The sequence below is a fragment of the Psychrobacter sp. DM8 genome (assembly GCF_051307025.1).
Lineage (GTDB): Bacteria > Pseudomonadota > Gammaproteobacteria > Pseudomonadales > Moraxellaceae > Psychrobacter.
Genome location: NZ_CP195538.1, coordinates 1,927,264 through 1,953,180 on the forward strand (window position 1 = coordinate 1,927,264; position 25,917 = coordinate 1,953,180).

Sequence of the window (25,917 nt, forward strand, 5' to 3'; positions counted from 1 at the left end):
GACTATATTTCTAATATAGCAAGCAAGAGCACAATTGGCGTACAGATTATGTTTTTCTATAAAAAACCCCTTACCTGCGCTCGCAGATAAGGGGTTTGGGATAATACTACCGGTACGATTAACTGACTCGCAACTTACCAAAGGTCAGTTTGTCATTAGCATCTACTTCAACTTTGATGATATCTCCTGCGACAAAGTCACCAGCTAAGAGCTTCATCGACAGTGGATTTTCGATCTCTTGCTGAATGGCGCGTTTGAGTGGACGCGCACCATAGACTGGATCATAACCGACTGCGACAAGCTTGTTCATCGCATCATGTGACAACTCGATATCGAGCTCACGCTCATGCAAGCGCTGACGTAATCTATCAATCTGAATCTCAGCGATACCCGCCATCTGCGACATACCGAGCGGATGGAAGACCACGATCTCATCGATACGGTTGACAAACTCTGGACGAAAATGCTGCCCGACCGACTCCATAACCTCAGCTTTGATATCCTCGTAACTCTCACCGACCATCTCTTGAATCTTATGTGAACCTAAGTTACTGGTCATGATAATAACGGTATTTTTAAAGTCTACAACGCGGCCTTGCGAATCGGTCAAACGCCCATCATCTAACACTTGTAGCAAGATATTGAACACATCAGGATGCGCTTTTTCGACCTCATCAAACAAGATGACGCTATAGGGCTTACGGCGTACCGCTTCGGTCAGTGTACCGCCTTCTTCATAACCGACATATCCTGGAGGCGCGCCCACCAAACGGCTAACGCTATGCTTCTCCATATACTCACTCATATCGATACGCACGATAGCGTCCTGAGAGTCAAATAAGAAGTTGGCAAGCGACTTGGTCAGCTCTGTTTTACCAACACCTGTGGGCCCTAAGAATAAAAACGAGCCAGAAGGACGGTTGGGGTCAGATAGACCTGCGCGGCTACGGCGTACCGCATTAGCCACCGCTTCCACCGCTTCGTCTTGACCGATAACGCGCTCATGGAGTTTATCTTCCATAGCGATCATTTTATCGCGCTCGCCTTGCATCATTTTGCTCACAGGGATACCTGTAGCTGCGGCAACGACTTCTGCGATTTCGTTATCGGTGACTTTATTACGTAGTAGTTTAGCACCTGCAGGCTCACCGGCTTGCTCTTTTTGTTCAGCCAAATCCGACTCGTTGATACGGCGCTCAAGCTGCGGGATGGTCTCATATTGCAGCTTACTCATGGTCTCGTAATCGCCTTCGCGGCTGGCTTTATCATAAGCGATACGGGCTTTATCTAGCTCATCTTTGAGCTGTTGACTGCCTTTGACCAATGCCTTTTCAGCTTGCCACACTTCATTAAGATCAGCGTATTCTTTTTCGAGCTCGTCGATTTGCATATCGAGCATTTTGCGTTCTGCTTGCGCGCCTGCATCTTCTTCGTTTTTGAGTACTTCACGCTGCATCTTAAGCTGTATCAAGCGGCTATCGAGCTTACCTAGCGCTTCAGGTTTGCTATCCATCTCCATACGTAGACGACTGGCGGCCTCATCGATTAAATCAATCGCTTTGTCAGGCAGTTTGCGATCTGTGATATAGCGATGACTCATACGCGCCGCAGCGATAATGGCGCTATCTTGAATATCGACACCATGATGCAGCTCATAACGCTCTTTGAGACCGCGCAAGATGGCGATAGTGTCCTCGACGGTTGGCTCATCGACGAGTACCTTTTGGAATCGACGCTCAAGCGCGGCATCTTTTTCGATGTATTTGCGGTATTCATCCAATGTAGTTGCACCAACGCAGTGTAGCTCACCGCGAGCCAGCGCAGGTTTTAGCATGTTACCGGCGTCCATTGCACCCTCAGACTTACCCGCACCGACCATCGTATGCAGCTCATCGATAAATAAGATAACGTTGCCCTCTTGCTTAGCTAGATCACTGAGCACCGCTTTGAGACGCTCTTCGAATTCACCGCGAAATTTAGCGCCTGCGATTAGCGCGCCTAAATCAAGTGACAACACTTCTTTACGTCGTAGCCCTTCTGGCACATCACCATTGATGATTTTTTGCGCTAGACCCTCAACGATCGCGGTTTTACCGACGCCTGGCTCACCGATGAGCACAGGGTTATTTTTGGTACGGCGTGAGAGCACCTGAATGGTACGACGAATCTCTTCATCACGGCCAATCACGGGATCAAGCTTACCGGCCTCAGCTTGCTGCGTTAAATTAATCGTGTACTTGTTAAGCGCATCACGCTGATCTTCGGCGTTTTGATTATCAACCGTATCATCACCGCGCAATTGCTCAATGACGTCTTTCATTTTGCTAGCCGTAACGCCTGCACTCTCGAATATTTTTTTGGTTTCGCCTTGCTCCGCTAATGCCAAAAGCACCCATTCGGTCGCGATAAAATCATCACCCTCTTTTTGCGCTTGACGATCTGCCAAGTTCAAGATTTTGACCGAGTTTGGGTTTAGGTTAACGTCCCCTGTGGGATCGCTAATGGTCGCTTGGCTATCTAACGCTTTGGCGACGCCGTTTTTGAGCGCAGGAATGGACGCACCTGCCTGCTGACATATGGACAAATTCGACTCATCTTGTAATAAGACAGCCAGTAGATGCACGGGATCTATGCCGGTATGGTCATGACCTAGAGCGAGGCTCTGCGCTTCTTGTATAGCGATTTGCAACTTTTGCGTAAATTTTTCGAATCTCATAAAGTATCCTCTAATAATAAATGGCTAGCCGCGACTTTTATAAGTATGTAATGACGCCGCTAACCTTGGGTTGCTATCTATATAAGGGACAAAGGAGATGATTTCAACTCCCAATTAGCCCTTGTCAATAATAAATAATGACTTTATAGTGTGAGGGCCAAAGCAGATGATATATAGCTTTGATTAAAACCCTACCAAAAACAATGATATCAAGCTTATATTATTAATAGGTATACCGCGCAAATTTTCAAGCAAGATATTGAAAGAAGAGATAAGTTTTAAACAGACGTTTTTTATCGATAACTCAGTTAGGCTAAAAATATCTATTCTACAATCTCGATCGTTGTGCCAAGGGTGATGAGATCCATGATTTCGTCCATTTCATCATTAGTGACTGCAATACAGCCGTCCGTCCAGTTACGCTGCTGATTGTACCAAGCCAAATCGCCTAGCCCATTCATTTGCCCATGAATCATGATGTCACCGCCTGCACTGACGCCAAGAACTTTAGCGCGTGCCTTGTCCGCACTATTTGGATAGCTGATATGAATAGAGCGATAGGCGATGGAGTTCTCGTTTTTGTAGTCGAGCGTATAAGTACCGACTGGCGTGCGCTCATCGCCCTCTTGCTGCTTATGTCCGACGGGATTTTCTCCTAAGGCGATATGATAGGATTTGATGACTCTATCACCGTCCAGCAGTTGCATAGTGCGCTCGGACTTATCGACGAAGACTTTATCAATCGCTACGTTACTTGGAATAGCAATTGTGCTGGCATAAGAGCCTTGGGTGCGAAAAGGGGTTTTGTCGTAACGAACCAGGCCTATAATACCTGCAGCGACTAGACCGATAGCAAAAAGAGCAAGCACCCTGATCTTGGGATGCTTGCTCTTGCTTGGCTGGCTGATGTTATTGGTAGACAGAGACATAAAGAATCTACTTTATTTAAGAATAAACGCTTATAAATATAGCAAACAAAATAAGATTTCTGTATGCAAAAATAATGAAGGTTAAGTGAAAAAAGCTTTGTGTCTCTTTAGAGAGTGAACTGCAAATGACTTACACCATACGAATAGCGCCATCTAAACGTATTACTTCGCCATTAAGATAAGCGTTGTCGATGATATGAGTGACCAATTTGGCAAATTCATTTGGGTCGCCTAAACGCTTGGGATACGGTACGGCGGCCTCTAATTGTTCGCGCGCCTTTTCAGGGATCGTATTCATCATCGGCGTCGCAAATACGCCCGGCGCAATGGTCATCACCCGAATACCGTGACGAGTCAGCTCACGTGCCAGCGGCAACATCATACCAACCACACCTGCCTTTGATGAGGCGTAACTTGCCTGCCCGACTTGACCGTCAAAGGCTGCGATAGAGGCGGTGTTGATAATGATGCCGTTATCTGTGTTTTTTTCATTGTCAGGACTAGCGTTGGCCGCTGTGCGCTTAGCGATACTAGAAGCCACTAAACGTGCGACATTAAATGAGCCAACTTGGTTAATAGTGACGCCGCGAGTGAACTGCTCAAGATCAGCGGGATTATTATCACGATCGAGCAGCTTTTGTACCACGGCGATACCTGCACAATTGATAGAGCCTTGTAAGCCGCCAAATGCTTGTTCTGCTAAATCAACAGCCGCTTGTACCTCATCGCCGCTCGTCACGTCACAACGGGCAAAGCGAGCTTTATCTCCTAATTCACTGACCAAGTCTTGTCCTGCTGACTCATTGAGATCAGCGATGACGACATTGCCACCTTGAGCCACAAGCGCTCGAACCACTGACTCGCCGAGTCCTGAAGCACCGCCTGTGACCAAAAAGCTATTATCTTTAACTTGCATATTATTTCCTTATTTATATTTTAAATTTTGAATAGGTAAGATTTATTGGGCCAACAGACTACTCAGCAGATAAGCTACGCAGCAAAAACCGCTGTATCTTACCGCTTGGCGTCTTTGGCAATGCGCTAACGAACTCAATCTCGCGTGGATAAGCATGAGTCGATAGGCGCTCGCGTACCAAGTCTTTTATTTGCTGAGCAATCTCATCACTACCTGTTATGCCGTCTTTGAGTACCACGAACGACTTAATATTGTGACCGCGTATCTCATCAGGGACACCGACCGCTGCCGATTCGGCAACAGCGTCATGCTCCATAACCGTGTTTTCGACATCGGTCGGACCGACGCGATATCCTGCGGTGGTGATAATGTCATCATCGCGCCCTGAGAACCAATACGTCCCATCGCTATGACGCTCAACCACGTCCCCTGTCAGGTAGTAATCCTCAAAGAACGCCTGCTTTTCATTCCAGCTATAACCTGGGAAATAAAACGCGGGCGACTGACTGACTACTATGGCCAATTGACCTTGATCACCATCAGGCAACACTTGCATATCATCATCTAAGACCACCAGCGTATGTCCTGGCAATGCCATGCCCATAGAACCTACTGGGCAATCATGATCGAGAGCATGATGCTCACAGCACGTCATGCCTGTCTCTGTCTGCCCGTACTGATCACAAACTTTGCAGCCTAAATGACTCTCAATCCAGCTCACCACTTCGGTATTTAGGGTCTCGCCTGCCGAGTTAGCGCAGCGCAAGGATAACTCGTTAGCAGAATCGCTGGAGGTTTCAAACACGCCGCTTGATTTCATCATACGGTACGCGGTTGGCGAGGAGGCAAGGTTGGTAATCTTGTGGCGTAGCATAAAGTCGCGAGTGTTGGTCGCATCAAAGCCTGCTTCATTAAAGTAAGTGGTTACGCCCATTAGTAGCGGCCCTGTAATCGCATAATACAAGCCATATGCCCAGCCAGGATCAGCCATATTCCAGTAGTGATCGTCCTCGCGTAGGTCAATGGCATAACGCATATAGAGATAAAACGCAGGAAGCGCCGATAAAGGCACGCTCACACCTTTTGATTTGCCAACAGTACCTGAGGTAAACATCTGTAGAAATGGCGCATCTGTATCTAGTTCGGCGGCAGCGATAGGTTCTGACTCAGACGCCATTTCGGCAAATTTTTCGTAATAATTGTCATCATTCCAAGTCTGCTCGTCAGTTGCACGCTCGACCAATACCATCTTAGTTCGCTTCGCTAAATCCTCAAACTTGCTGCGATTGTCATTATCGGTAAAGACGACTTTGGTCGCAGCTTTGTCCATACGGTATTTGATAGAGTCATAACCAAAAGCGGTGAATAACGGCTGATATATCGCGCCCAAACGCCAAGTGGCCAGTACGATAACGAGTAGCTCAGGCGTACGCGGCAGCATAGTCGCTACCCTATCGCCTGCCTGTACGCCGTAAGACTTAAGGAGCTGAGCGATAGTATTGCTAGCATCATCAAGCTCGCCAAAGCTCATGCGGGTAATCTTGCCTGCGTTATCTTCGTGCACCAGTGCGGTATGGTCTCTTCGTCCATCACGTACATGACGACCGCAGCACGCGGTATAGGCATTGAGACGATCCTCGACATGAGTGCCAAAGATCTCTTCTAGTAAGGCATCCATAGTGAAGTTGTTATAATAATCAGTGTAGCTGATTGGTTGAGTATGATTGGCAGCGGTCATAAGCTAATCCTTTAGCAAAATAATGAACTAAAAATAAAGTCGTTATCAAAGTCTATACCGAATCTCTCACGGTAGCGACCTATTACCATTAACGTTTGTCTATTAATAACGCATTTGCATATTTATTTCAATACATACTGTCTCATTTTTATGCTGCTGAAGACAAGTCATCAGGGTTAGACGCTTTTAAAAAGTTAAGTAAAGCTTTCTCGTCTTGGCTTTGGAAGTTTTTGCTACGACCTTGGCGCGCCTGCTTGTACGGCTCATAAAACTGCCCTGCCAAAAACTGCTCGATAACGCGCGGATGAATGTAGGATGCGCGGCAAACAGATGGCGTATTGCCCAGCTCATCAGCCACATCTTTTACCATCTGCGTGACTAAGTCTTGACGCGCTTTACTATCAGGTGCACTTGCTAAAATCTCATCGCCATCTTTGCCTTGCAATTCATCATATAAAAAGCTTGCCGCGAGCACACTTGCCATCCACGTACGAAAATCCTTAGCGCTATAACGCTTGTCAGTACAGCTGTCATCGTTATTGTTATTGTTATTGTCAGCGCATAAATGCTCACGCAAATAGTCATTGATATCGCCGCTATCAACCTCTTGTTTATCGCCATTTTCATCTAAATACTTAAATATCTGATACCCTGGCAACTCAGAGCAGGCTTGTACAATCTCTATCAAGCGCTCGTCTTGCAGCTCGATATGATGCTCTTTAGCGCTTTTACCGACAAAATCAAAAGCGAGTCCCTCATCCGTTTCGCTTAGATGTTTGCTACGCAGAGTACTTAAACCATAGCTTTTATTGAGCTTGGCATAACGACTATTGCCGACACGGATCAAAGTGGTCTCAAGCAGTTTGACTACAGCTGCGAGCACATTGGTACGCGATAAGGACTCGGCCTCCAGATCGACTTCAACTTGTGCTCGCAGGAGAGGTAGCGCCTCGCCAAACCCTATCATCGCATCGAACTTAGCCTCATCGCGCACGTTGTTCCATGCTGGATGATACAAGTACTGCTTGCGCGCCTTGAGATCACGCCCTGTCGATTGCAGATGTCCTTTGTCATCTTGGCATATCCAGACCTCAGTCCACATCGGCGGAATAACCAGCTCTTCAAAACGTCGGCGCAAGGCTTTGTCTTTGACCGTCTTGCCCGTAGCATCTCGATAAGTAAAGCCGCGACCCCAACGTACTCGCGTAAATCCTGGCTCATCATCGCTGACATAACGCAGCTTAGCGCGGCGAGCTAAGCGCTCATAATCGTGACGCAGATCGTCTATGACTTGCTCAGTCGCTGTTGCCATGTGCTATACCCTTAAAAGTAAAGTTTATGAGCTTAATCATAGGTAAATATCTAATACGGCGCTGTGTGTTTGACGCACATAAAGTGTAATACTGTGTAAAAAAAGTATTGCGCATAAAAAACGCCAAGCATTACACTTGGCGTTCTTATAGTAGTAGTGTTCTAGTCCGTATCTAAAAACCACTACTTACCATAAGTACATAAATAAGCCGTTTCTACATCTACTTTGACATTGAATTTTTGATTGGCCTTTACTGTGAATGACTCGCCAGCCTTGAAAGTTTGCCACTCATCGCTCTTAGGCAATTTGACTGTCAACGCACCACTGACTACGCTCATGGTTTCAAATTCGCTGGTGCCAAACTCGTACTCACCAATTTCCATAACGCCGACAGTAGCGGGAAGCGTAGCCGTTTGAAAGGCGATGGACGTGACTTTGTCATCAAAATAACTATTAACGCTTGGCATAATTTTCCTTAAATTTGGATTTATTTAAATATCGAAAGTGTTTTTACAATCCTGCCTTAAGACTCGCTTCGATAAATTGATCGAGATCGCCGTCGAGTACCGCACCCGTATTAAAGATCTCAACGCCCGTACGCAAGTCTTTGATACGCGAATCATCAAGCACATACGAGCGAATTTGACTACCCCAACCGACATCAGACTTATTATCCTCGACCGCTTGCTGCGACGCCATACGTTTTTGCATCTCAAGCTCATAGAGCTTGGCGCGGAGCATTTTCATTGCGGTCGCTTTATTGCCGTGCTGACTACGCTCATTTTGACAGGTCACCACCACGCCGCTTGGTTCGTGAGTGATACGTACCGCAGAATCCGTGGTGTTGACGTGCTGACCACCTGCGCCCGATGAGCGGTAGGTGTCAATACGCAAGTCCGCTGGATTGATATCGATCTCGATATCATCGTCAATCTCAGGCGACACAAAGATGGCGGCAAACGAAGTATGACGACCATTATTACTGTCAAACGGTGACTTGCGCACGAGACGATGTACGCCAATCTCAGTACGTAGCCAGCCAAAGGCATAATCGCCCTTGATCTCGATAGTCGCCGACTTAATACCCGCGACGCTGCCAGAGGACACCTCAATGACGTCCACCTTAAAGCCATGAGCTTCCGCCCAGCGCGTATACATACGCAGTAGCATCTCTGCCCAGTCTTGTGCCTCAGTGCCGCCGCTGCCCGATTGAATATCTAAGTAGCAATTATTGGGATCCATCTCACCGCTAAACATACGGCGGAACTCTAAGTCAGCAACGCGCTGCTCGGCACTATCCAGCTCATTTTGTACATCTTTAAGCAGAGATTCATCCTCAGCTTCTACCGCCAGCTCAAGCATTGCCGACGCATCTTCTAGCGTGGTTTCAAGCGAGACCACCACATCGATAACACCGTCAAGAAAACTCTTTTCTTTGCTGATTTTGGTCGCGCGTTCTGGATCGTTCCATAACTCAGGACTTTCCATCTCTAAATTGACTTCCTCTAAGCGCTCTTGCTTACCATCGAAGTCAAAGATACCTCCGAAGATCCTGTCCACGCTCAGATAAGTCTTTGATTTGTTCTTGATAGGGATTGATTTCCATTGATTTTCCTGTGGTTTTTACTGAGTAATAGTGTCTGTTGTAGGCTGGATTTTTAACCCAGCATTTTAAATTTGCAAAGTCCTGAAGCTGTGTTAAACACCCAGCCTACGTCAAAAATAATTATTATTAAAATCGATGTTGTCGACTACTCATTACAATGACATCGCTGAGTAATTATAAGCTAAATCGACCAATCCTCAACTGCCCAGCGATGTGCTAACGCATGCGCATGCAAAGCCTTATCGGGTGATACACAAACTGCCACATCCGCCCATTCAAGTAGCGGGATATCGTTTTTGGAGTCTGAATAAGCATACGTTTTCTCAAATTTAATGCCGTTCAACTGTTTTTTATCGATCCATTTATCCAGATGATAAATTTTACCTTCTTTAAAATTGGGCTTATCCGCAAGCTTGCCCGTATAGCGCTCATCGATGATCTCAAGAGGCGTTGATAATACATTGGCGTCTTCTATCCCAAAACGCTTAGCAATAGCAGACACCACAAAGTCATTGGTCGCTGAGATAATCACCACGTCATGACCTTGTTCAATATGATGACACAATACCTCCATCGCTTTTGGTCTGATATGCGGCTCAATCTCTGACTTGATATAGTCTTCGCGCAGCTCACAAAGTCTATCCATCGGCAGAGTGCTCAAAAACTGCGCCACAAATTCGTTATACTCAGTGGCGTCAAGCGTGCCTTCAATATAATCGTTATAGAATTTTTGATTAGCAGTACGATATTCGGCTTCGTCTACGAGGTCGTGTTTGACGATATACTCGCCCCACAGATAGTCACTATCGACATCGAGTAAGGTATGATCAAGATCGAACAGCGCTAACGTACGTAAATCGTTTGCAGATGATGTGCTCATATTGAAATCTCAGAAATAACAAAATTGGTAAATAATACACGCAAAAGTTGAGTAAATAGACGACTAAGTACGTAAAATCATGCTAGCTTACCATCATGTCTGTACAACTATAAAGTACAACCACCCAATACAAGCCAAATGACAAAAAACGTTATGAAACCTATTAAGCAAAAGCCAAAACCGAGTGTGTTTGCCAAGCCTCGGCGTCCTGCACACTCAATCAAAGAGATTAGGCGTCGCCGAATGGGCGAGGAGTATCAATCCTTTAGCGAGCGCCTCGTATATGCGCTATTAAATGGCGCGCTTTATGGATTTGGCGGTTTGGTTATCGACTTAGCTATCGTTGTTATTCGCTCAGTGCTAGGCATAGGTAGCGGTGATATATTTTGGTTATTTACGCCTGCGCTGTGTTTGCTGGGTATCATTATCGGTTTTGTCGTTGGTAAAAGCTCAGGCGCTGATAGCGTTAGCGCCTTGAATCTAAGTGATAGCGCTCATAGCAAGCCTTATAGTAATGATTACTCAGTACGCCACGATGTCTTTCGCGGTATGGTCTTTGGCATTATTATCTTTGCTATTATTTGGCTGGTTATGATGCTAGTGGTGTAGAGCCATTTATATATAATTTTGCAAAAAAAAGCCTCTCTGACAGAGCTTTACTCTGGCTGCTCAATCTCAACCAGACCGGTCTTAAACTTTTGACAGCGATCTGCATAATGCATAGCAGAGAGCTTTAGCATAGCGGCTTGCTCATCGCTCAAGGTTTTGACGACTTTGGCAGGTGCGCCCATTACAAGAGAATTATCTGGAATCACTTTGCCCTCTGTCACCAATGCCTTGGCACCGATGATACAGTTTTTGCCGATTTTGGCATTGTTTAATATCACCGCACCGATACCGATCAAGCTATTATCATCAATCTCACAGCCATGCAACATAGCCAAATGTCCGATGGTCACGTGATTGCCGATTTTGACCTCGATGCCTGCGTCAGTATGAATCACGCTATTTTCTTGTACATTACTATAGTCGCCAATATGAATGCGCTCATTATCGCCGCGAATAACCGCGCCAAACCAGACGCTTGCTTGATGACCTAAATATACATCGCCTATAACGCGCGCCGTATCAGCGACCCAGCCGTTAAAAGGGCTGGCAAATTCAGGCTTTTTTTCTAAATATTGATAAATCATAACGTATCCTTGTTAATTATAAAAAAGCATTGTAGTACTTAATAAGTAAAATCTTGAAAATTAGCTATAGTCAGTTCAATATAAAAACGATACAGCGAGATTGAAATGGTTTTTTTGCAGCATCAAGCGGCGTAGGCACAGCACGCAAGAAAAAATTATTTCAATTTCGCGCTACAACACGACGTATCTGTTTTATTTGGTATCGACTATATCAAAAACGGACGATTGAAATTTGATAAAAATTTCATAGGTTATAAGAGTTAATTACCCTAAAATGGGGGCGCCCTAAACACTCATTAGTGATGCGAATAATACCACTTTGACAGTCATAAACAAAAGCATCTTTGGAAACCTTGCTATGAATAGCCACATGCCCCTGTCTTTATTACTAGTAGCTAGCAGCTCACTAATAATGAATGTCAGTTACGCGGACAGTAACTCAAACCTAGAAAAAGCAGGTAGCGTCGTTGCGGTAGCTATTCCAGCAATCGCCTATGGTAGCACCTATTATTTTGATGACAAAACAGGTCGCGGACAGTTTTATCGATCTTTTGGCACCACTGTGGCGACAACTTATGCGCTAAAAGCCGTCGTTGATAAAGAGCGCCCTAATGCTGAGGGCGATAACTCTTTTCCTTCAAGTCATGCTTCAGTCGCCTTTCAAGGGGCCAGTTTCATCCATAAACGTTACGGATTTGAGTATAGTATTCCCGCCTACATTGGCGCAGGGTTTGTCGGCTACAGTAGAATAGAGTCCGATGAGCATGACGCAGGCGACGTCTTTGCTGGTGCCTTATTAGGCATTGCTAGTAGTATGTATCTCACCAAAAGCTATGATGATAAGTTGCATATTGCCACCAGCCTTGCGCCTGATTACTACGGTTTGAGTCTGCATTATCAGTTTGAATAAGAGGTATGCTCATAGCATTTATTCACACGTACAATGCTAGCTCTAATCATAAAACTCTAGTATAATGCGCAAAATCTATGCCTAAGCGAGTGGACATGATGCGAGTTACCTCTTCACTATTTTGTGAGTGTTGTAAATTCCATCTATGATGTCTTCTCGCTTTTTTGTGGAAAATTTTTGCTCGCAGCCTCTTTATCAAGTAATCATTATCTAATTTAAATGAGGCTACTAAAGGTCTACGCGAGAAGCCCTTTATATAAACAAAACTCGATGACACTTATCACTAATAGCGGAGGCAATCCTTGAAATCATTGACCCAGACACAAGCAATTTTGGCACTAGCAGACGGTACAGTATTTCGCGGTATCAGTATAGGCAGCCAAGGTCACCGCGTCGGTGAAGTCGTCTTTAATACAGCGATGACAGGCTATCAAGAGATCCTCACAGACCCAAGCTACGCGCGTCAATTGGTCACCCTCACCTACCCGCATATCGGCAATACAGGTACCAACGATGAGGACAGTGAAGCGGGCAATATCGATTTTAAACAGCAGGTATGGGCTGAGGGTCTCATTATCCGTGATGCGACAATGGTCACCTCAAACTTTCGTAACACCGAATCACTAAGCGACTACCTTAAGCGTCACGATACCGTGGCTATCGCTGAGATTGACACCCGTCAATTGACTCGTCTTTTGCGTGAGCAAGGTGCTCAAAACGGCTGCATCATGACCGCCTCAAATGGCGAGACCATCAGTGACGATGATGTACAGCAGGCCATCCAACTGGCAAAAGACTTCGCAGGTCTCAAGGGTATGGATCTAGCAAAAGAAGCGACTCATCCAGATGGCTTTGAGTGGACGACAGGTACGTGGGAATTATCCGACACCCTACTCAACCGCGATGCACCTGGTAGCCATGATAGCGGTACGGGCGGGTTCTATAAGCAGCTTGGTAGCCATATCGAGCACAAATACAATGTCGTCGCTTATGACTTCGGCACCAAGACCAATATCCTACGTATGCTGGTCGATATCGGCGCACGCGTGACCGTCGTCCCTGCGCAAACGCCAATTGACGACGTACTGGCGATGAACCCAGACGGCATCTTCTTATCGAACGGTCCTGGTGATCCAGCAGCCTGTGATTATGCTATCGATAGCGTGCGTCATATCATCGAAGAGACGGATATTCCGACCTTTGGTATCTGCTTAGGCCATCAGCTCGTTGGGCTTGCCAGCGGCGCGGATACGATGAAGATGAAGTTCGGTCATCATGGTGCTAACCACCCTGTACAAGATTTGGACACCGGTTTGGTGATGATTACCAGTCAAAACCATGGTTTTGCGGTTGACGAAACCAGCTTACCCGATAACGTCAAAGTCACCCATCGCTCATTGTTTGACGGAACTAACCAAGGTATTGAGCTGACCAATAAACCCGTCTTTAGCTTCCAAGGTCATCCAGAAGCGAGTCCTGGCCCGCATGACGCTGCTGAATTATTTGCTAAGTTTGCGCAGATGATGGAAAAGGCGAAAAAATAGTAATGAGTATTCCACATTTTGATGATTTAAGAAAACCTATACTATTGCTTTTAAAAGACGGTGAAGTATGGAAAAAATCAGAGTTTACTGAACCTCTTATAAAACATTTTAACCTTACTAAGGAAGAAGCATCAGAGGAATATGAATCAGGTAATGGGCTTATATTAGTTGATAGGATTTCTTGGGCATTAAGTTATTTTGCTTTAACAGGAATATTAGACAGACCAAAAAGAGGATACTACCAAATTAATGATTTAGGAAAATCTTTTTTAGGTAAGAGTAATGAAGATATTAATATCTTTGTTAAGCGAAAAATGGCAGAAAGACAGATAGAAAAACCAGCTGAAATCGAGCTAATACAAGGTGTTAGAGAAAATAGTGTTAACCAAAACACTAATACACCACAAGAACAACTTTATGCCTCCTACGAAACTATTCGTCAAGAAACTTATGACGAGATACTAGATACTATTTTGACTAAAACGCCTATAGCGTTTGAACGTCTAGTTGTTGAGCTACTACAAAAAATGGGTTATGGCGGTGCTGTTGAAAAAGCAGGGAGAGTGACGCCATACACCAAAGATGGTGGTATTGATGGCGAAATCTATGAAGATGTATTGGGTTTAGGCCGAATACATATTCAGGCTAAACGCTATAACAAAGGCAGTGCTATCGGTCGTCCAGATATTCAAAGTTTTGCTGGTGCCCTATTAGGTGATAACGCAAATAAAGGTGTCTTTATTACTACTTCTAGATTCTCCGCTGATGCTATTACTTATGCTCAAAACCTATCCAATGCACGAATCGTCTTAATAGATGGTCAAAAATTAGCTGAATATATTTACAAATACGGATTAGGTGTTCAGATTGAACAAACTATTAGCATAAAAAAACTTGATACAGATTACTGGGACAATTTACCTGACGATTCAAACTCAGTTCAGTCCAACCATACAGATATTAATTAAATTTTAAACCGCCAAAATAGGACTTAAAAACATTATGCCAAAACGTACCGACATAAAAAGCATTCTTATCATTGGCGCAGGCCCCATCGTGATCGGCCAAGCGTGCGAGTTTGACTATTCAGGCGCGCAGGCGTGTAAAGCTCTTCGTGAAGAAGGCTACCGAGTTATTTTGGTCAACTCAAACCCAGCCACCATCATGACTGATCCCGATATGGCGGATGCCACTTATATCGAGCCGATTACTTGGCAAACCGTTGAACAAATCATCGATGTCGAGCGACCTGATGCTATCTTGCCGACGATGGGCGGACAGACCGCACTCAACTGTGCGCTAGATTTGGACAAGCATGGCGTACTCAAAAAATACAACTGTGAGCTGATTGGTGCGACCAAAGACGCCATCGAGATGGCAGAAGATCGTGAGCTTTTTGACCAAGCGATGAAACGTATCGGTCTAGAATGTCCGCGCGCTGAGACTGCCAATACCATGGAAGAAGCCTTTGCCACCCAAGAAAAAATGGGCTATCCGTGTATCATACGCCCCTCATTCACTATGGGCGGTTCAGGTGGTGGTATCGCATATAACCGCGATGAATTTATTGAGATTTGCGAGCGCGGTTTTGATTTATCGCCAACTCATCAGCTCCTGATCGATGAGTCCTTGATTGGCTGGAAAGAGTACGAAACTGAAGTCGTTCGTGACAAAAATGACAACTGTATCATCGTCTGTACCATTGAGAACTTTGACCCGATGGGCGTGCACACTGGCGACTCTATCACTGTCGCCCCAGCACAAACTTTGACAGACAAAGAATATCAAATCATGCGTAATGCGTCTCTGGCGGTACTGCGTGAGATCGGCGTTGAGACGGGCGGCTCAAACGTACAGTTCGGTATCAATCCTAAGACAGGCCGTATGGTCGTCATTGAGATGAACCCGCGCGTGTCGCGTTCATCAGCGCTCGCCTCAAAGGCAACAGGCTTTCCGATTGCGCGTATCGCCGCCAAATTAGCCGTCGGTTATACCTTGGATGAACTGCAAAACGATATCACTGGTGGCGCAACGCCAGCAAGCTTTGAGCCAACGCTTGATTATGTCGTCACCAAGATTCCACGCTTTAACTTTGAGAAATTCCCGCAAGCAGATAATATCTTATCGACACAGATGAAGTCGGTCGGTGAAGTGATGGCGATTGGCCGTAACTTTCAAGAATCTATGCAAAAAGCACTGCGCGGCTTAGAGACGGGTGCAGATGGTTTTGATGAGCAAATTGACTTAGCTAAAGTTAGCACCAGCAAAGCTCGTAGCGAGATTACCAATCGCCTGACTATTCCAACGCCTGAGCGCATCTTTTATATTGGCGACGCCTTTCGTATCGGCATGAGCGTTGATGAAGTGTTTAAGCTGACCAATATTGACCCGTGGTTCCTCGTGCAGATTGAAGATATCATCGAGACTGAAACTCGAGTACGCTCGCTAGGCTTTGCCGGCTTAAATGAGACCAACCTTCGTCAGTTTAAGCGTAAAGGCTTGTCGGATTTACGTTTGGCGAAATTACTTGGCGTCTCACAAAAACAGCTGCGCAAAAAGCGTTGGGATTTAAACATTTATCCTGTTTATAAGCGCGTAGATACGGCAGCAGCAGAGTTTGCGACGAGCACCGCTTATATGTACTCAAGCTACGATAGCGAATGTGAGGCCAATCCGACTAACAAGAAAAAAATCATGGTTATCGGCGGCGGTCCTAACCGTATCGGTCAAGGCATTGAGTTTGATTATTGCTGCGTACACGCCGCTCTTGCCATGCGTGAAGATGGCTATGAAACCATCATGGTTAACTGTAACCCTGAAACGGTCTCGACCGATTATGACACCTCAGATCGCCTCTACTTTGAGCCGATTACGTTAGAAGACGTGCTTGAGATCGTCCGTATAGAGCAACCTGATGGCGTCATCGTTCAGTTCGGTGGTCAAACCCCGTTGAAACTTGCCCGCGCTTTGGAGTCAGCAGGCGTCAACATCATTGGCACCAGTCCTGACGCTATTGATCGCGCAGAAGATCGTGAACGCTTCCAGCACATGATTCATCAGTTAAACCTCATTCAGCCCTCAAACGCGCTTGCGACGAGCTTAGAGGACGGTTTAGTGAAAGCCAAAGACGTCGGCTATCCATTAGTCGTACGCCCTTCATACGTACTCGGCGGCCGCGCGATGGAGATTGTCTATAACGAAGATGAACTTAGACATTACCTGCGCACCGCCGTTCAAGCCTCTAATGAAGCGCCGGTACTGCTAGATCGCTTCTTAGACGACGCTATTGAAGTTGATGTCGATTGTGTCAGTGATGGCACTGATGTGGTCATCGGCGGCATCATGCAGCATATTGAACAAGCAGGCGTGCACTCCGGCGACTCAGCCTGTTCATTGCCACCTTACTCACTATCAGATGAGCTATGTGATGTCATGCGCGAGCAGACTATCGCTATGGCAAAAGAGCTTGGTGTGGTTGGCTTGATGAACGTTCAGTTCGCGGTCAAAGGCGAGACCGTTTATATCTTAGAGGTTAATCCTCGCGCGGCGCGTACGGTACCCTTTGTCTCTAAATGTATCGGTACCTCCCTTGCACAGGTTGCCGCGCGCTGTATGGCAGGCACGTCGCTCAAAGATCAAGGCTTTATGACGGAGATTGTACCGTCGTTTTTTGCGGTCAAAGAGTCCGTATTCCCCTTCGCCAAGTTCCCAGGTGTTGATCCAATCTTGAGCCCTGAGATGAAATCAACGGGTGAGGTCATGGGCGTTGGTAAAACCTTTGGCGAGGCCTTTTATAAAGCGGTTATTGGTAGTAATGAGCGCCTGCCTGGTTTGCCCACTGACGGCGAGAGCAAAACGGTCTTTATCTCGGTACGTGATAGCGATAAAGCGCAGATTGCCCCTATCGCCCGCCAGTTGGTTGATTATGGCTTTGATATCGTAGCGACCACTGGCACGCAACAGGTACTCGCTGATGCTGGTATTGACTGTCAGCAAATCAACAAGGTCACTGAGGGTCGCCCGCACATTGTCGATGCCTTGAAAAATGGCAAAATCGACCTTATTATCAATACCACTGAAGGCAAGCAGGCACAAGAGGATTCATTCTCTATTCGCCGCAGCGCTTTGCAAGGTAAAGTGTTTTATGTGACGACTCTAGGCGCGGCTGACGCAGTTTGTAAGTCTTACGCCATTGATTTGCCTTTCGATGTTTATAAGCTACAAGACTTGCATGCACAGGCCAAACCTATAGCTTAACTCAACGTGTCGAGCTTGACTTGTCAGGCGGTATATATTTACTCTATTGACTTAATTTGATAAATTCAGTAGATTAGGCGTAACGACAATTTTGTTGGCTTATACCCGTACTTTTAAAAAAGCATAGTGGCAAGACTGCGACTATGCTTTTTAGTACGTCTGTTTCGCTCATGTAGCATTACTGGCTATCGTAGCGCTAAGCCCTCTCTTATTATTAGATTCAACCCCCACTAGCACCATCTCACTATCCGCTAGGAGTAGGAGGTGGTGTGATGTTATTGGTTAAAGGAAAAATCATGCAACGCTACCCTATGACTCTAGAAGGACACGCAGCTTTAGAAGCCGAATTAAAGCAGTTAAAAACGGTCGATCGTCCGCGTATTACTGCCTCTATCGCCGAGGCGCGCGAACATGGTGACCTCAAAGAAAACGCTGAATACCATGCTGCACGTGAGCAACAAGGCTTTTGTGAAGCGCGTATTCGTGACATCGAAGCCAAGCTTGGCGGCGCGCAAGTGATCGATATCTCAACCCTCAAACAAGAAGGCCGCGTGGTATTCGGTGTCACAGTCGTCATTGAAAACATGGACACCGAAGAAGAAAAACGCTACCAGATCGTAGGCGACGATGAAGCGGACTTTAAAGCAGGTAAAATCTCAGTCAATTCCCCTATCGCTCGTGGTCTTATTGGCAAGTCTGAAGGTGACGAAGCCCGTATCGAAACGCCAAAAGGCGTGGTCGAGTATGAGATCATGAAAGTGATTTATGACTAGACTTTATCGTTGTTAGTTGAACTACCTCAAATTTTCTCAAAAGATTTGAGGTTTTTTTATGCGACAACCGTTGTCGTATAGAGCTATCAATTCTGCAATAAATACAAAGACTTACCGCGTAATTTGGTAAAATAGCACCCTACTAACGAATTGGTAATCTCCTCTATGGCAACCATCAATTACGAAAGACTTCAAGGCAAACTCAACATCTTAGCCGATGCGGCCAAATATGATGTGTCTTGCTCATCATCTGCTGGCACGCGCAAAAATCAAGGCGGCGGTTTGGGTGATGCTTCAGCGACAGGTATCTGTCACAGCTATACCGAAGACGGTCGCTGCGTCAGCCTCCTCAAAATCTTACTCACCAATCATTGTATTTATGATTGTGCATACTGTACTTCTCGCAAAAGCAATGACACTCCGCGCGCGGCTTTTAGCGTTGAAGAAGTGGTTGATCTCACCATGCAGTTTTATCGTCGTAACTATATCGAGGGGCTATTTTTGAGCTCAGGTATTTTTAAGAGTGGCGACTATACGATGGAGCGCTTGGTTGAGGTCGCAAAGCTACTGCGTACTCGTGAGCGCTTTAATGGATATATTCATCTAAAGACCATTCCTGGGGCCTCAAAAGAGCTTTTATTAGAAGCAGGTCTGTACGCGGATCGTCTCAGTGTCAATATTGAAATACCGACCAAATCAGGTTTGGCACTGCTTGCCCCTGAGAAGTCGCATGACGAATTAAAAGCACCGATGGAAACAGTAAAGACTGAAATCATCACCATCCGCGAGAGCCAAAAAAAGCATAAAAAAGCACCGAAATTCACGCCAGCGGGTCAAACCAGTCAGATGATTGTCGGTGCAAGCAATGAGACAGATTTGCAAGTGATTCAGCTGTCTAGCCATTTTTATAAAGAGTATGATCTCAAGCGTGTTTACTACTCAGGCTATGTACCGATGCTCTCTGACACTCGTCTGCCAGCGATTGGCACGCCTGTCCCTATGGTACGCGAGAACCGTCTATATCAGGCTGATTGGCTCATGCGTTTTTATGGTTTTGGTGCGCACGAAATTGTCGAGCCTGAATCCCCATTTTTGGACTTAGACTGTGATCCAAAGCTGGCTTGGGCGATACGTCATCGCGAGCGTTTTCCGGTAAATATTCAGACCGCACCTTATGAGATGATCGTCCGTATACCAGGCATTGGTACTAGAACCGCGAAGAAAATCGTCAAAGCACGCAAATTCAATCAATTGACCTTAGAGCACCTAAAGAAAATGGGAGCAGCGGTCAATCGTGCCAAATACTTCATTGCCACGACAGGTAAAAACGAGCATCTATCGCATCTCACACGTGACAACTTTCGCCAGTATGTCCTTGCACAAACGCAAACCAAATACAAAGATCAGCGTAGTGGTCAGCTGGCACTGTTTTAACATGCTCGTAAACTTGTTTAAAACGATCAGATAGCTATAGGATGATTTATGTCGCAGCTTGTCTTAAAAGATAACTTTGCAGTGGGTCAGGTGACGCCGACTATTTTGATATATGAGCCGACCTTTGAGGGTTGGCTCAGTGCGGTCTATTACGTCTATGAACACAAACTGCAAAACCATGAGCTATTGCAGCTTGTCGCTGAGGATCGTTATGTACCCTCGCTCATTAGCGCGGCCACGACTCTGACAACTTGTGACGAGCAAGCGCAGCGTGTCCTCAAAAAACTCAATGCCCTGCTTGGTCGCTCTGGTATGCGCAAGCTCTTATGGGGGTTTTTATCTGAAAAAGATCATATTGGTACGACGCTATTTCATATCGTTAAATATGCGATTGATTTTCCTCGGCGTAATGTTTTGGAAGATTTGGGTCATCTAGACGTTTTGGAGTTGGTACAGACTGTTAAGTCTGTGCACCGCGAAAAGCATCGGATGGAGGCTTTTGTACGCTTTGAGCATACTACTGACGACATTTATTTTGCTAGAGTTGAACCGGATTTTAATGTCTTGCCGATAATTGGCGAGCATTTTCGTCAGCGTTATCAAGATCAGCATTGGGCAATCTATGACTTAGCACGCGGTTATGGTATCTACTATGACAAGAGCCTGAGCACACCGACGCGCCCCGCTGAATTACAAACCATCACCGATCTTGATGACGCGGTACTACGCAATCCTGCGAGCATTCATAGCGAGGATGAGCAGCGCTATCAGCGCTTTTGGCAAGGCTACTTTACGAATGTCAATATCAAAGAGCGCAAGAACACTCGCCTGCATAGACAGCACATGCCGCAGCGCTATTGGAAGTATTTGAGCGAAAAGCAAATTTTACCCAATGCCGACCATCTTCAAAAGAAAAGGTAGGAAAGAGATGCTCGCAAAGATACTTTACCAAAAGTGTCAGCAAAAAAGTACTTAACCCTATTTATAGAACTCAATCTGGTTATAAGGTTGAGTTTTTTGTATTTATGACTGACAATATCAGCTTACTATATTCTCAACTTATTATATTTTATGGTTGTCGCCTTCTATTATGATCGTTATGCGCCTGCTCTCCTCCCTAAAGCACGATGAATCCGAACGCGGTATTTTTCATCTTGGGCGTGCTCTGGTCAAAAACGGTCATACCTCTATCATTGTTGCCAGCGCTAACAAAGATAATGACCTCGTCAAGCGCTTGGAGCGTGATGGCAATATCTATCATCAGCTGCACATGAATAAAAAGTCTTGGTTGTCATTGTTACAGGTCAACACCTTACGGCGCTTAGTCGAAAAATACAGCCCTGATGTCATACATATCCATTCAAGAACGCCTGCTTGGATACTACACTTGGCGCTTAAAAGAGCCAAAGTTAAACGTAGACCAAAACTGGTCTCTACAATGTACGGCTTTTATCCGATCAATAAGTACTCGCAAGCCCTGCTCGATGTCGACACCATCATCACCGTATCAGATAGCGTAACCAATTATCTAAAAAAGGGGTTGCGCCGAGAAGAGGCCGATCCCAAAGTTATCAAACGCATCTACCGCGGCGTTGATACACGGCGTTATCCTTATCGGCACAATCCATCAGTATACTGGCTGCGTCATACCTTTGCAGAATACCCTGAACTTGAACACAAAAAATGGCTGGTGTTTCCTACGATTATCGGCAATGAGTATGGTCAAGAATGGCTGATTGACATCTTAGGGAATCTGCAAGAGGATTTTCCGCTGATTCATGTCATCATTATGGATGAGGATTACCGCGAGAGTGATGTGGCGCATGAGGATTTTCGTCAGCGCGCTAATGCATTAGGTTTGGCTGAGCGCATTACTTATGTAGGTAGCAAGCGCAATGATATGCGCGAGTGGTTATCAGCGGCCAATATTGTCATGGCACTAGCCAATCAGCCTGAATCCATCGGTATTAATGCTCTACAGGCTATTCATTTAGGTACGCCTGTAGTAGGCTGGGATCAAGCTGCTTTTAGTGAGATTTTGCAGCCCTTGTACCCACAGGGACTGGTCAAAAAATACAACGCTGTGGCCTTGTGTAAAACGGTCAGGCATCAGCTTGAGAGCGTAACTCGGCCTGAGATGACCAATGAATTTACCATGCGTGAGATGATTAGCGAAACTTTGGCCGTTTACAATGCGCTCTATGATCAAGCACTTTTTGAAGAGCAATTACTTGTCAATGTCTCCGCCGCCAAAAGAGTAAAAAAACAGCTCAAAGCGGATAACCCTATGGTGGAGTCCACACATAAAAGGGTCAACAATACCAAAGTTGAGCTATTAAAAAAGTCGCCAAAAGCTATGGGCGAGTCTAAGATAATATTAGAAAAACAAACTGATCGCCTAAATTCTAAAAGCATGAATAAAAAAACGATAAACGAGAAAAGTGTGACCACTCATAGCTTTGATGATAATACTCATTAGTAAGTCGTCGGTGTATGGGCGCTGATAACGCGAGCAATGCTATCGCTTGGATTCATAAACGTGTGCGGGCGATTGGTGTCGATGACGTAGCTGTCGCCTTTGTTAAGCAAATAAGTTGTCTCATCGATTCGTATCAAAATCTTGCCTTCGATGACTGTGCCGATCTCCTCCCCTTCATGAGCAATCTTCTCCTCAGTCGAGCTGTTTGGTTGATAAGTTTCTATCAAGAATCCAAGATTTTTAGTAGTGCTATGGTTGTACACTTGCTTGAGCGATACACGGCAGCCAGGCTCACTAATCTCTAACAAGTCCTTTGGCGTGACGACCACTCTGGCTTTTGGCGCTTGCCATTCATCACTAAAGAAGGTAGTAAGATCAGAACCTAACACCTCGAGTATCGCCTTTAGGGTATTGACCGCTGGACTGACTTTATTGCGCTCGATGGAGCTAATAGAAGTATTCGTGAGTCCCGCCATTCTAGCAAGTTTACGCTGCGAGTAGCCCTTAGCTAGGCGCAGCTGATTGACCTTTTTGCCGATATTCTCTTCTTGCAACTCGCTTTTTTGCGGAGTAGCGTGAGTATCTAACCCGTCATTTTCAGCTTCATTGTCTAAGCCGTTATCGATGTCGACGTCTTGATTGAGACTATTTGCACTGGCGCACGCCTCATCGTCACTATTGTCATCACTATCAATGGTGTGGTTATTACTAACCTCATCATCATTAAAAGTCGTTTTATGGTCTTGGTGCTTACTGCTTGGTAGATTTTTTGCGGGCATGGTCGATAAATTCCGTGAATAAAAACTTGGACAAGTGATCTTGCGCATAATTTAACTCAGGATGCCATTGTACACCAATCATAAAGGGATGTTCTAATAAGCTTATTGCTTCTATCATCCCATCACGGGCGACTGCTTCGACAAATAAGCGCGCACCTACTTTATTGATAGCCTGTTTATGTAGTGAGTTCACATGCCAAGTGTCTCCAAACGCTGCCAATCTGCCGTCAGGCTGAATAAGCACATCGTGTACGGGCTGATACTGTACCTCTAGAGGCTGAGTACTGTCCTCTAAATGTGGCTCAAAAAACCCCTCAACATCGCGCCAATCAGGATATAGCGTTCCCTCAAAATAAACATTCATCTCTTGGTGTCCGCGGCATATTGCCAACAGGGGCACGTCATTTTTGTCCGCATAAGCGAGCAGCTTAAAGCTCAGCGCGTCTCGGCCAAGATCTTGTTTTTCTTCAATATGGGTCGCGCCGTATCTGTCTGGTGCAACGTTGCTATAACTTCCTGTCAATAAAATCCCGTCAACCATAGTCATCAGCGCGTCAAAATTGTCATCCTCAGCCGCCGTATTGGGCAATAAAATCGCATTGCCACCATAGTGCTGTACCGCATCGATATATTTTTGATATACCGACTGACCCGGTTGTCCGTCGATCATCTTGTGACAAGATACGATGGCGATAATAGGTTTAGATGGCTGCATAAAATGATTCCTAAGTAGTAGGTAAAAATATAGTAGTAGGTGAAGTTGTAGTCGCGATACATTTTTGCTCTATTGAAATTTAACACGGAGCTTATCAAAATGTAAACTATAAATCACACTTCTTTGTATTAATGATTAAAAACGACTTTTAAAGCCTATTTACGATACTTTTTAAATAAAAATTGACAACTATAAGTTTCGGTAATATATTGTAATTCATTAGCCATACTAAAGATAGCAATAGCATAACTCGCAAATGCGAACCGTCATTAGCTAAGTCACTCATTTGGCAGAAGAAATATAAGGTTAGCGTTTATTATCGATACGATTTATCACTCTGGTTTTATGATACATAGAACACAGTTTTTATTACTTCAACAGGAAAACGGATATGACGGCAACCAACGGAATGGTCGACTCTACAGACAATACACAATATGTTTATATTGCAGCAGGCGACATCAACGGCTTACTACGAGGTAAGCGTATTCCTTTTGATCAAATGGACAAAGCGCAAAACGGTAGTATCCGCTTGCCGCTCTCTATTTTGGGTGTCGATATTTGGGGCGCAGATGTCATCGAGTCCTCTCAGTCTAATGGCGATATAGACGCTATTGCTCGTCCTACTGGTCGTGCCGCTTTTCCACTATTAAATACTAGTGCGCCCTCATCACTATTGCCGGTTTGGCTCTATACCGAAGACAATGAGCCATATTATGGTGATGCCAGACACGTGCTCGATTACATCAGTAAACGCTTTAAAGCGCTTGGCCTTACGCCTGTTATGGCAACTGAGCTTGAGTTTTATCTGGTTGATTATGTTGAGGGTGAGACGCCCAAACCGCCTATTCGTCCAAAGAGTGGTCTAAGGCTCAACAAAACCTCCATTTTAAGTATCAATGATTTGCTGCAGTTCGATGAGTTTTTGGACGAGATCTACGAGCAGTGCAAAAAACTCGATATCCCAGTCGATGCCGCCTTAGCTGAGAATGGCTGTGGTCAGTTTGAGATTAATCTGTTGCATGTCGATGATCCCTTAAAGGCTGCTGACGATGCGGTACTGTTCAAACAAGTGGTCAAAACCGTTGCCGCACGACGTAAGCTGACCGCCACCTTTATGGCAAAACCTTTTGGTCTGCAATCTGGTAATGGCTTTCATGTGCATTGTAGCTTGCTCGACAAAGACGGTAACAATGTCTTTGATGATGGTAGTGATGAAGGCTCAGACATGCTGCGTCACGCCGTAGCAGGTCTGCTTGCGACGATGTCTGATTGCACTTTGTTGTTCGCCCCGCATGTCAACTCTTATCGCCGTTTTACTCCAGGGACACTTGCCCCAAACAATATCTCATGGGGCTATGAGAATCGTACGGCGGCAGTCCGTATACCAGGTGGCGACTCGCGCGCGCGCCGTATCGAGCACCGCGTATCAGGTGCTGATGCTAATCCGTATCTGGTCTGTAGCGCCGTACTCGCCGGCATGCTCTATGGTATTGAAAATAAGCTTGAAGCGCCAAACCCTATCAATGATATTACTTATGATGAGACTGAGCTTAAACTGCTGCCGTTAGATTGGCTCTCAGCGATTCGTAAGTTTGAAGAGAGCGATCTGATCGATGCGCTATTCCCAACCGAGATGATTGAGCTGCTCACTGCAGTCAAAAAGCAAGAAGCCAAGCGCTTTGCTCAGCAAGTTACCAATCTTGAATACCTCACTTATCTACAGGATGTCTAAG

General features: G+C 45.5%; 21 protein-coding genes. 10 read left to right on the forward strand and 11 right to left on the reverse strand.

Translation table 11 applies throughout. The features are described from left to right. Positions 1–118: 118 nt before the first annotated feature. The 8 genes from clpB to ACR64J_RS08190 all read right to left on the reverse strand — a co-directional run bounded on the left by clpB (position 119) and on the right by ACR64J_RS08190 (position 10,097). Positions 119–2,716, reverse strand: coding sequence for an ATP-dependent chaperone ClpB (gene clpB, locus ACR64J_RS08155; RefSeq protein ID WP_435949213.1), 2,598 nt, complete (start codon positions 2,714–2,716; stop codon positions 119–121). 323 nt (positions 2,717–3,039) lie between these two features. Beyond that, positions 3,040–3,645: a L,D-transpeptidase family protein gene (locus ACR64J_RS08160; protein ID WP_435949214.1), complete on the reverse strand. Its 606-nt coding sequence runs from the start codon at positions 3,643–3,645 to the stop codon at positions 3,040–3,042. Positions 3,646–3,775: 130 nt separating this feature from the next. Further along, a complete protein-coding gene (locus tag ACR64J_RS08165) occupies positions 3,776–4,561 on the reverse strand; it encodes an SDR family NAD(P)-dependent oxidoreductase (RefSeq protein WP_435949215.1) in 786 nt (261 codons plus the stop codon). A 58-nt stretch (positions 4,562–4,619) separates the two neighbouring features. Continuing rightward, entirely contained in the window at positions 4,620–6,299 is a 1,680-nt protein-coding gene (locus ACR64J_RS08170; RefSeq protein WP_435949216.1) for an AMP-binding protein, read from the reverse strand. Positions 6,300–6,447: 148 nt separating this feature from the next. Beyond that, positions 6,448–7,611, reverse strand: coding sequence for a DNA topoisomerase IB (locus ACR64J_RS08175; RefSeq protein WP_435949217.1), 1,164 nt, complete (start codon positions 7,609–7,611; stop codon positions 6,448–6,450). Positions 7,612–7,793: 182 nt separating this feature from the next. Then, positions 7,794–8,078, reverse strand: a complete 285-nt coding sequence (locus tag ACR64J_RS08180; RefSeq protein ID WP_435949218.1) for a pyrimidine/purine nucleoside phosphorylase — start codon at positions 8,076–8,078, stop codon at positions 7,794–7,796. Between the two features lie 43 nt (positions 8,079–8,121). Next, a protein-coding gene (prfB, locus tag ACR64J_RS08185; RefSeq protein ID WP_435949219.1) for a peptide chain release factor 2 occupies positions 8,122–9,217 on the reverse strand; the annotation gives its coding sequence in 2 pieces (ribosomal slippage) (positions 8,122–9,144 and positions 9,146–9,217; 1,095 coding nt in all). A 181-nt stretch (positions 9,218–9,398) separates the two neighbouring features. Further along, positions 9,399–10,097: an HAD family hydrolase gene (locus ACR64J_RS08190; protein WP_435949220.1), complete on the reverse strand. Its 699-nt coding sequence runs from the start codon at positions 10,095–10,097 to the stop codon at positions 9,399–9,401. 153 nt (positions 10,098–10,250) lie between these two features. Between ACR64J_RS08190 and ACR64J_RS08195 the strand changes: the two genes are divergently transcribed. Then, on the forward strand, positions 10,251–10,706 hold the full coding sequence (locus ACR64J_RS08195; protein WP_435949221.1) for a hypothetical protein: 456 nt from the start codon (positions 10,251–10,253) through the stop codon (positions 10,704–10,706). Between the two features lie 47 nt (positions 10,707–10,753). Here the strand turns inward: ACR64J_RS08195 and ACR64J_RS08200 are convergent, their stop codons facing one another. Continuing rightward, complete coding sequence (locus ACR64J_RS08200) at positions 10,754–11,290, reverse strand: gamma carbonic anhydrase family protein (RefSeq protein WP_435949222.1); 537 nt, start codon at positions 11,288–11,290, stop codon at positions 10,754–10,756. Positions 11,291–11,660: 370 nt separating this feature from the next. On the opposite strand from ACR64J_RS08200, the gene ACR64J_RS08205 reads away from it, so the two are divergent. The 8 genes from ACR64J_RS08205 (at position 11,661) to ACR64J_RS08240 (ending at position 22,687) form a co-directional block, all read left to right on the forward strand. Next, complete coding sequence (locus ACR64J_RS08205) at positions 11,661–12,200, forward strand: phosphatase PAP2 family protein (RefSeq protein WP_435949223.1); 540 nt, start codon at positions 11,661–11,663, stop codon at positions 12,198–12,200. Positions 12,201–12,511: 311 nt separating this feature from the next. Continuing rightward, complete coding sequence (gene carA / locus ACR64J_RS08210; protein WP_435951057.1) at positions 12,512–13,744, forward strand: glutamine-hydrolyzing carbamoyl-phosphate synthase small subunit; 1,233 nt, start codon at positions 12,512–12,514, stop codon at positions 13,742–13,744. A gap of 2 nt (positions 13,745–13,746) precedes the next feature. Then, complete coding sequence (locus ACR64J_RS08215; protein ID WP_435949224.1) at positions 13,747–14,712, forward strand: restriction endonuclease; 966 nt, start codon at positions 13,747–13,749, stop codon at positions 14,710–14,712. Between the two features lie 34 nt (positions 14,713–14,746). After that, a complete protein-coding gene (gene carB, locus ACR64J_RS08220) occupies positions 14,747–18,001 on the forward strand; it encodes a carbamoyl-phosphate synthase large subunit (protein WP_435949225.1) in 3,255 nt (1,084 codons plus the stop codon). Between the two features lie 296 nt (positions 18,002–18,297). Then, positions 18,298–18,774: a transcription elongation factor GreA gene (gene greA / locus ACR64J_RS08225; RefSeq protein WP_435951058.1), complete on the forward strand. Its 477-nt coding sequence runs from the start codon at positions 18,298–18,300 to the stop codon at positions 18,772–18,774. Between the two features lie 165 nt (positions 18,775–18,939). Then, on the forward strand, positions 18,940–20,208 hold the full coding sequence (locus ACR64J_RS08230) for a putative DNA modification/repair radical SAM protein (RefSeq protein WP_435949226.1): 1,269 nt from the start codon (positions 18,940–18,942) through the stop codon (positions 20,206–20,208). 48 nt (positions 20,209–20,256) lie between these two features. Then, positions 20,257–21,129 carry a TIGR03915 family putative DNA repair protein gene (locus ACR64J_RS08235; RefSeq protein WP_435949227.1) on the forward strand — a complete coding sequence of 291 codons (873 nt, stop codon included), beginning with the start codon at positions 20,257–20,259 and terminating at the stop codon, positions 21,127–21,129. Between the two features lie 169 nt (positions 21,130–21,298). Beyond that, positions 21,299–22,687 (forward strand): glycosyltransferase, encoded by a 1,389-nt coding sequence (locus ACR64J_RS08240; protein ID WP_435949228.1) that lies wholly within the window; start codon positions 21,299–21,301, stop codon positions 22,685–22,687. On the opposite strand, the gene ACR64J_RS08245 is transcribed toward ACR64J_RS08240, so the two are convergent. After that, positions 22,684–23,466, reverse strand: coding sequence for a cupin domain-containing protein (locus ACR64J_RS08245; RefSeq protein ID WP_435949229.1), 783 nt, complete (start codon positions 23,464–23,466; stop codon positions 22,684–22,686). The genes ACR64J_RS08240 and ACR64J_RS08245 overlap by 4 nt on opposite strands. Further along, on the reverse strand, positions 23,438–24,181 hold the full coding sequence (locus ACR64J_RS08250; protein WP_435949230.1) for a gamma-glutamyl-gamma-aminobutyrate hydrolase family protein: 744 nt from the start codon (positions 24,179–24,181) through the stop codon (positions 23,438–23,440). The genes ACR64J_RS08245 and ACR64J_RS08250 overlap by 29 nt, the downstream gene beginning before the upstream one ends. 391 nt (positions 24,182–24,572) lie before the next feature. Here ACR64J_RS08250 and ACR64J_RS08255 point away from each other — a divergent pair, with 391 nt between their 5' ends. After that, complete coding sequence (locus tag ACR64J_RS08255) at positions 24,573–25,916, forward strand: glutamine synthetase family protein (protein WP_435949231.1); 1,344 nt, start codon at positions 24,573–24,575, stop codon at positions 25,914–25,916. The last annotated feature ends 1 nt before the right edge of the window (position 25,917 follow it).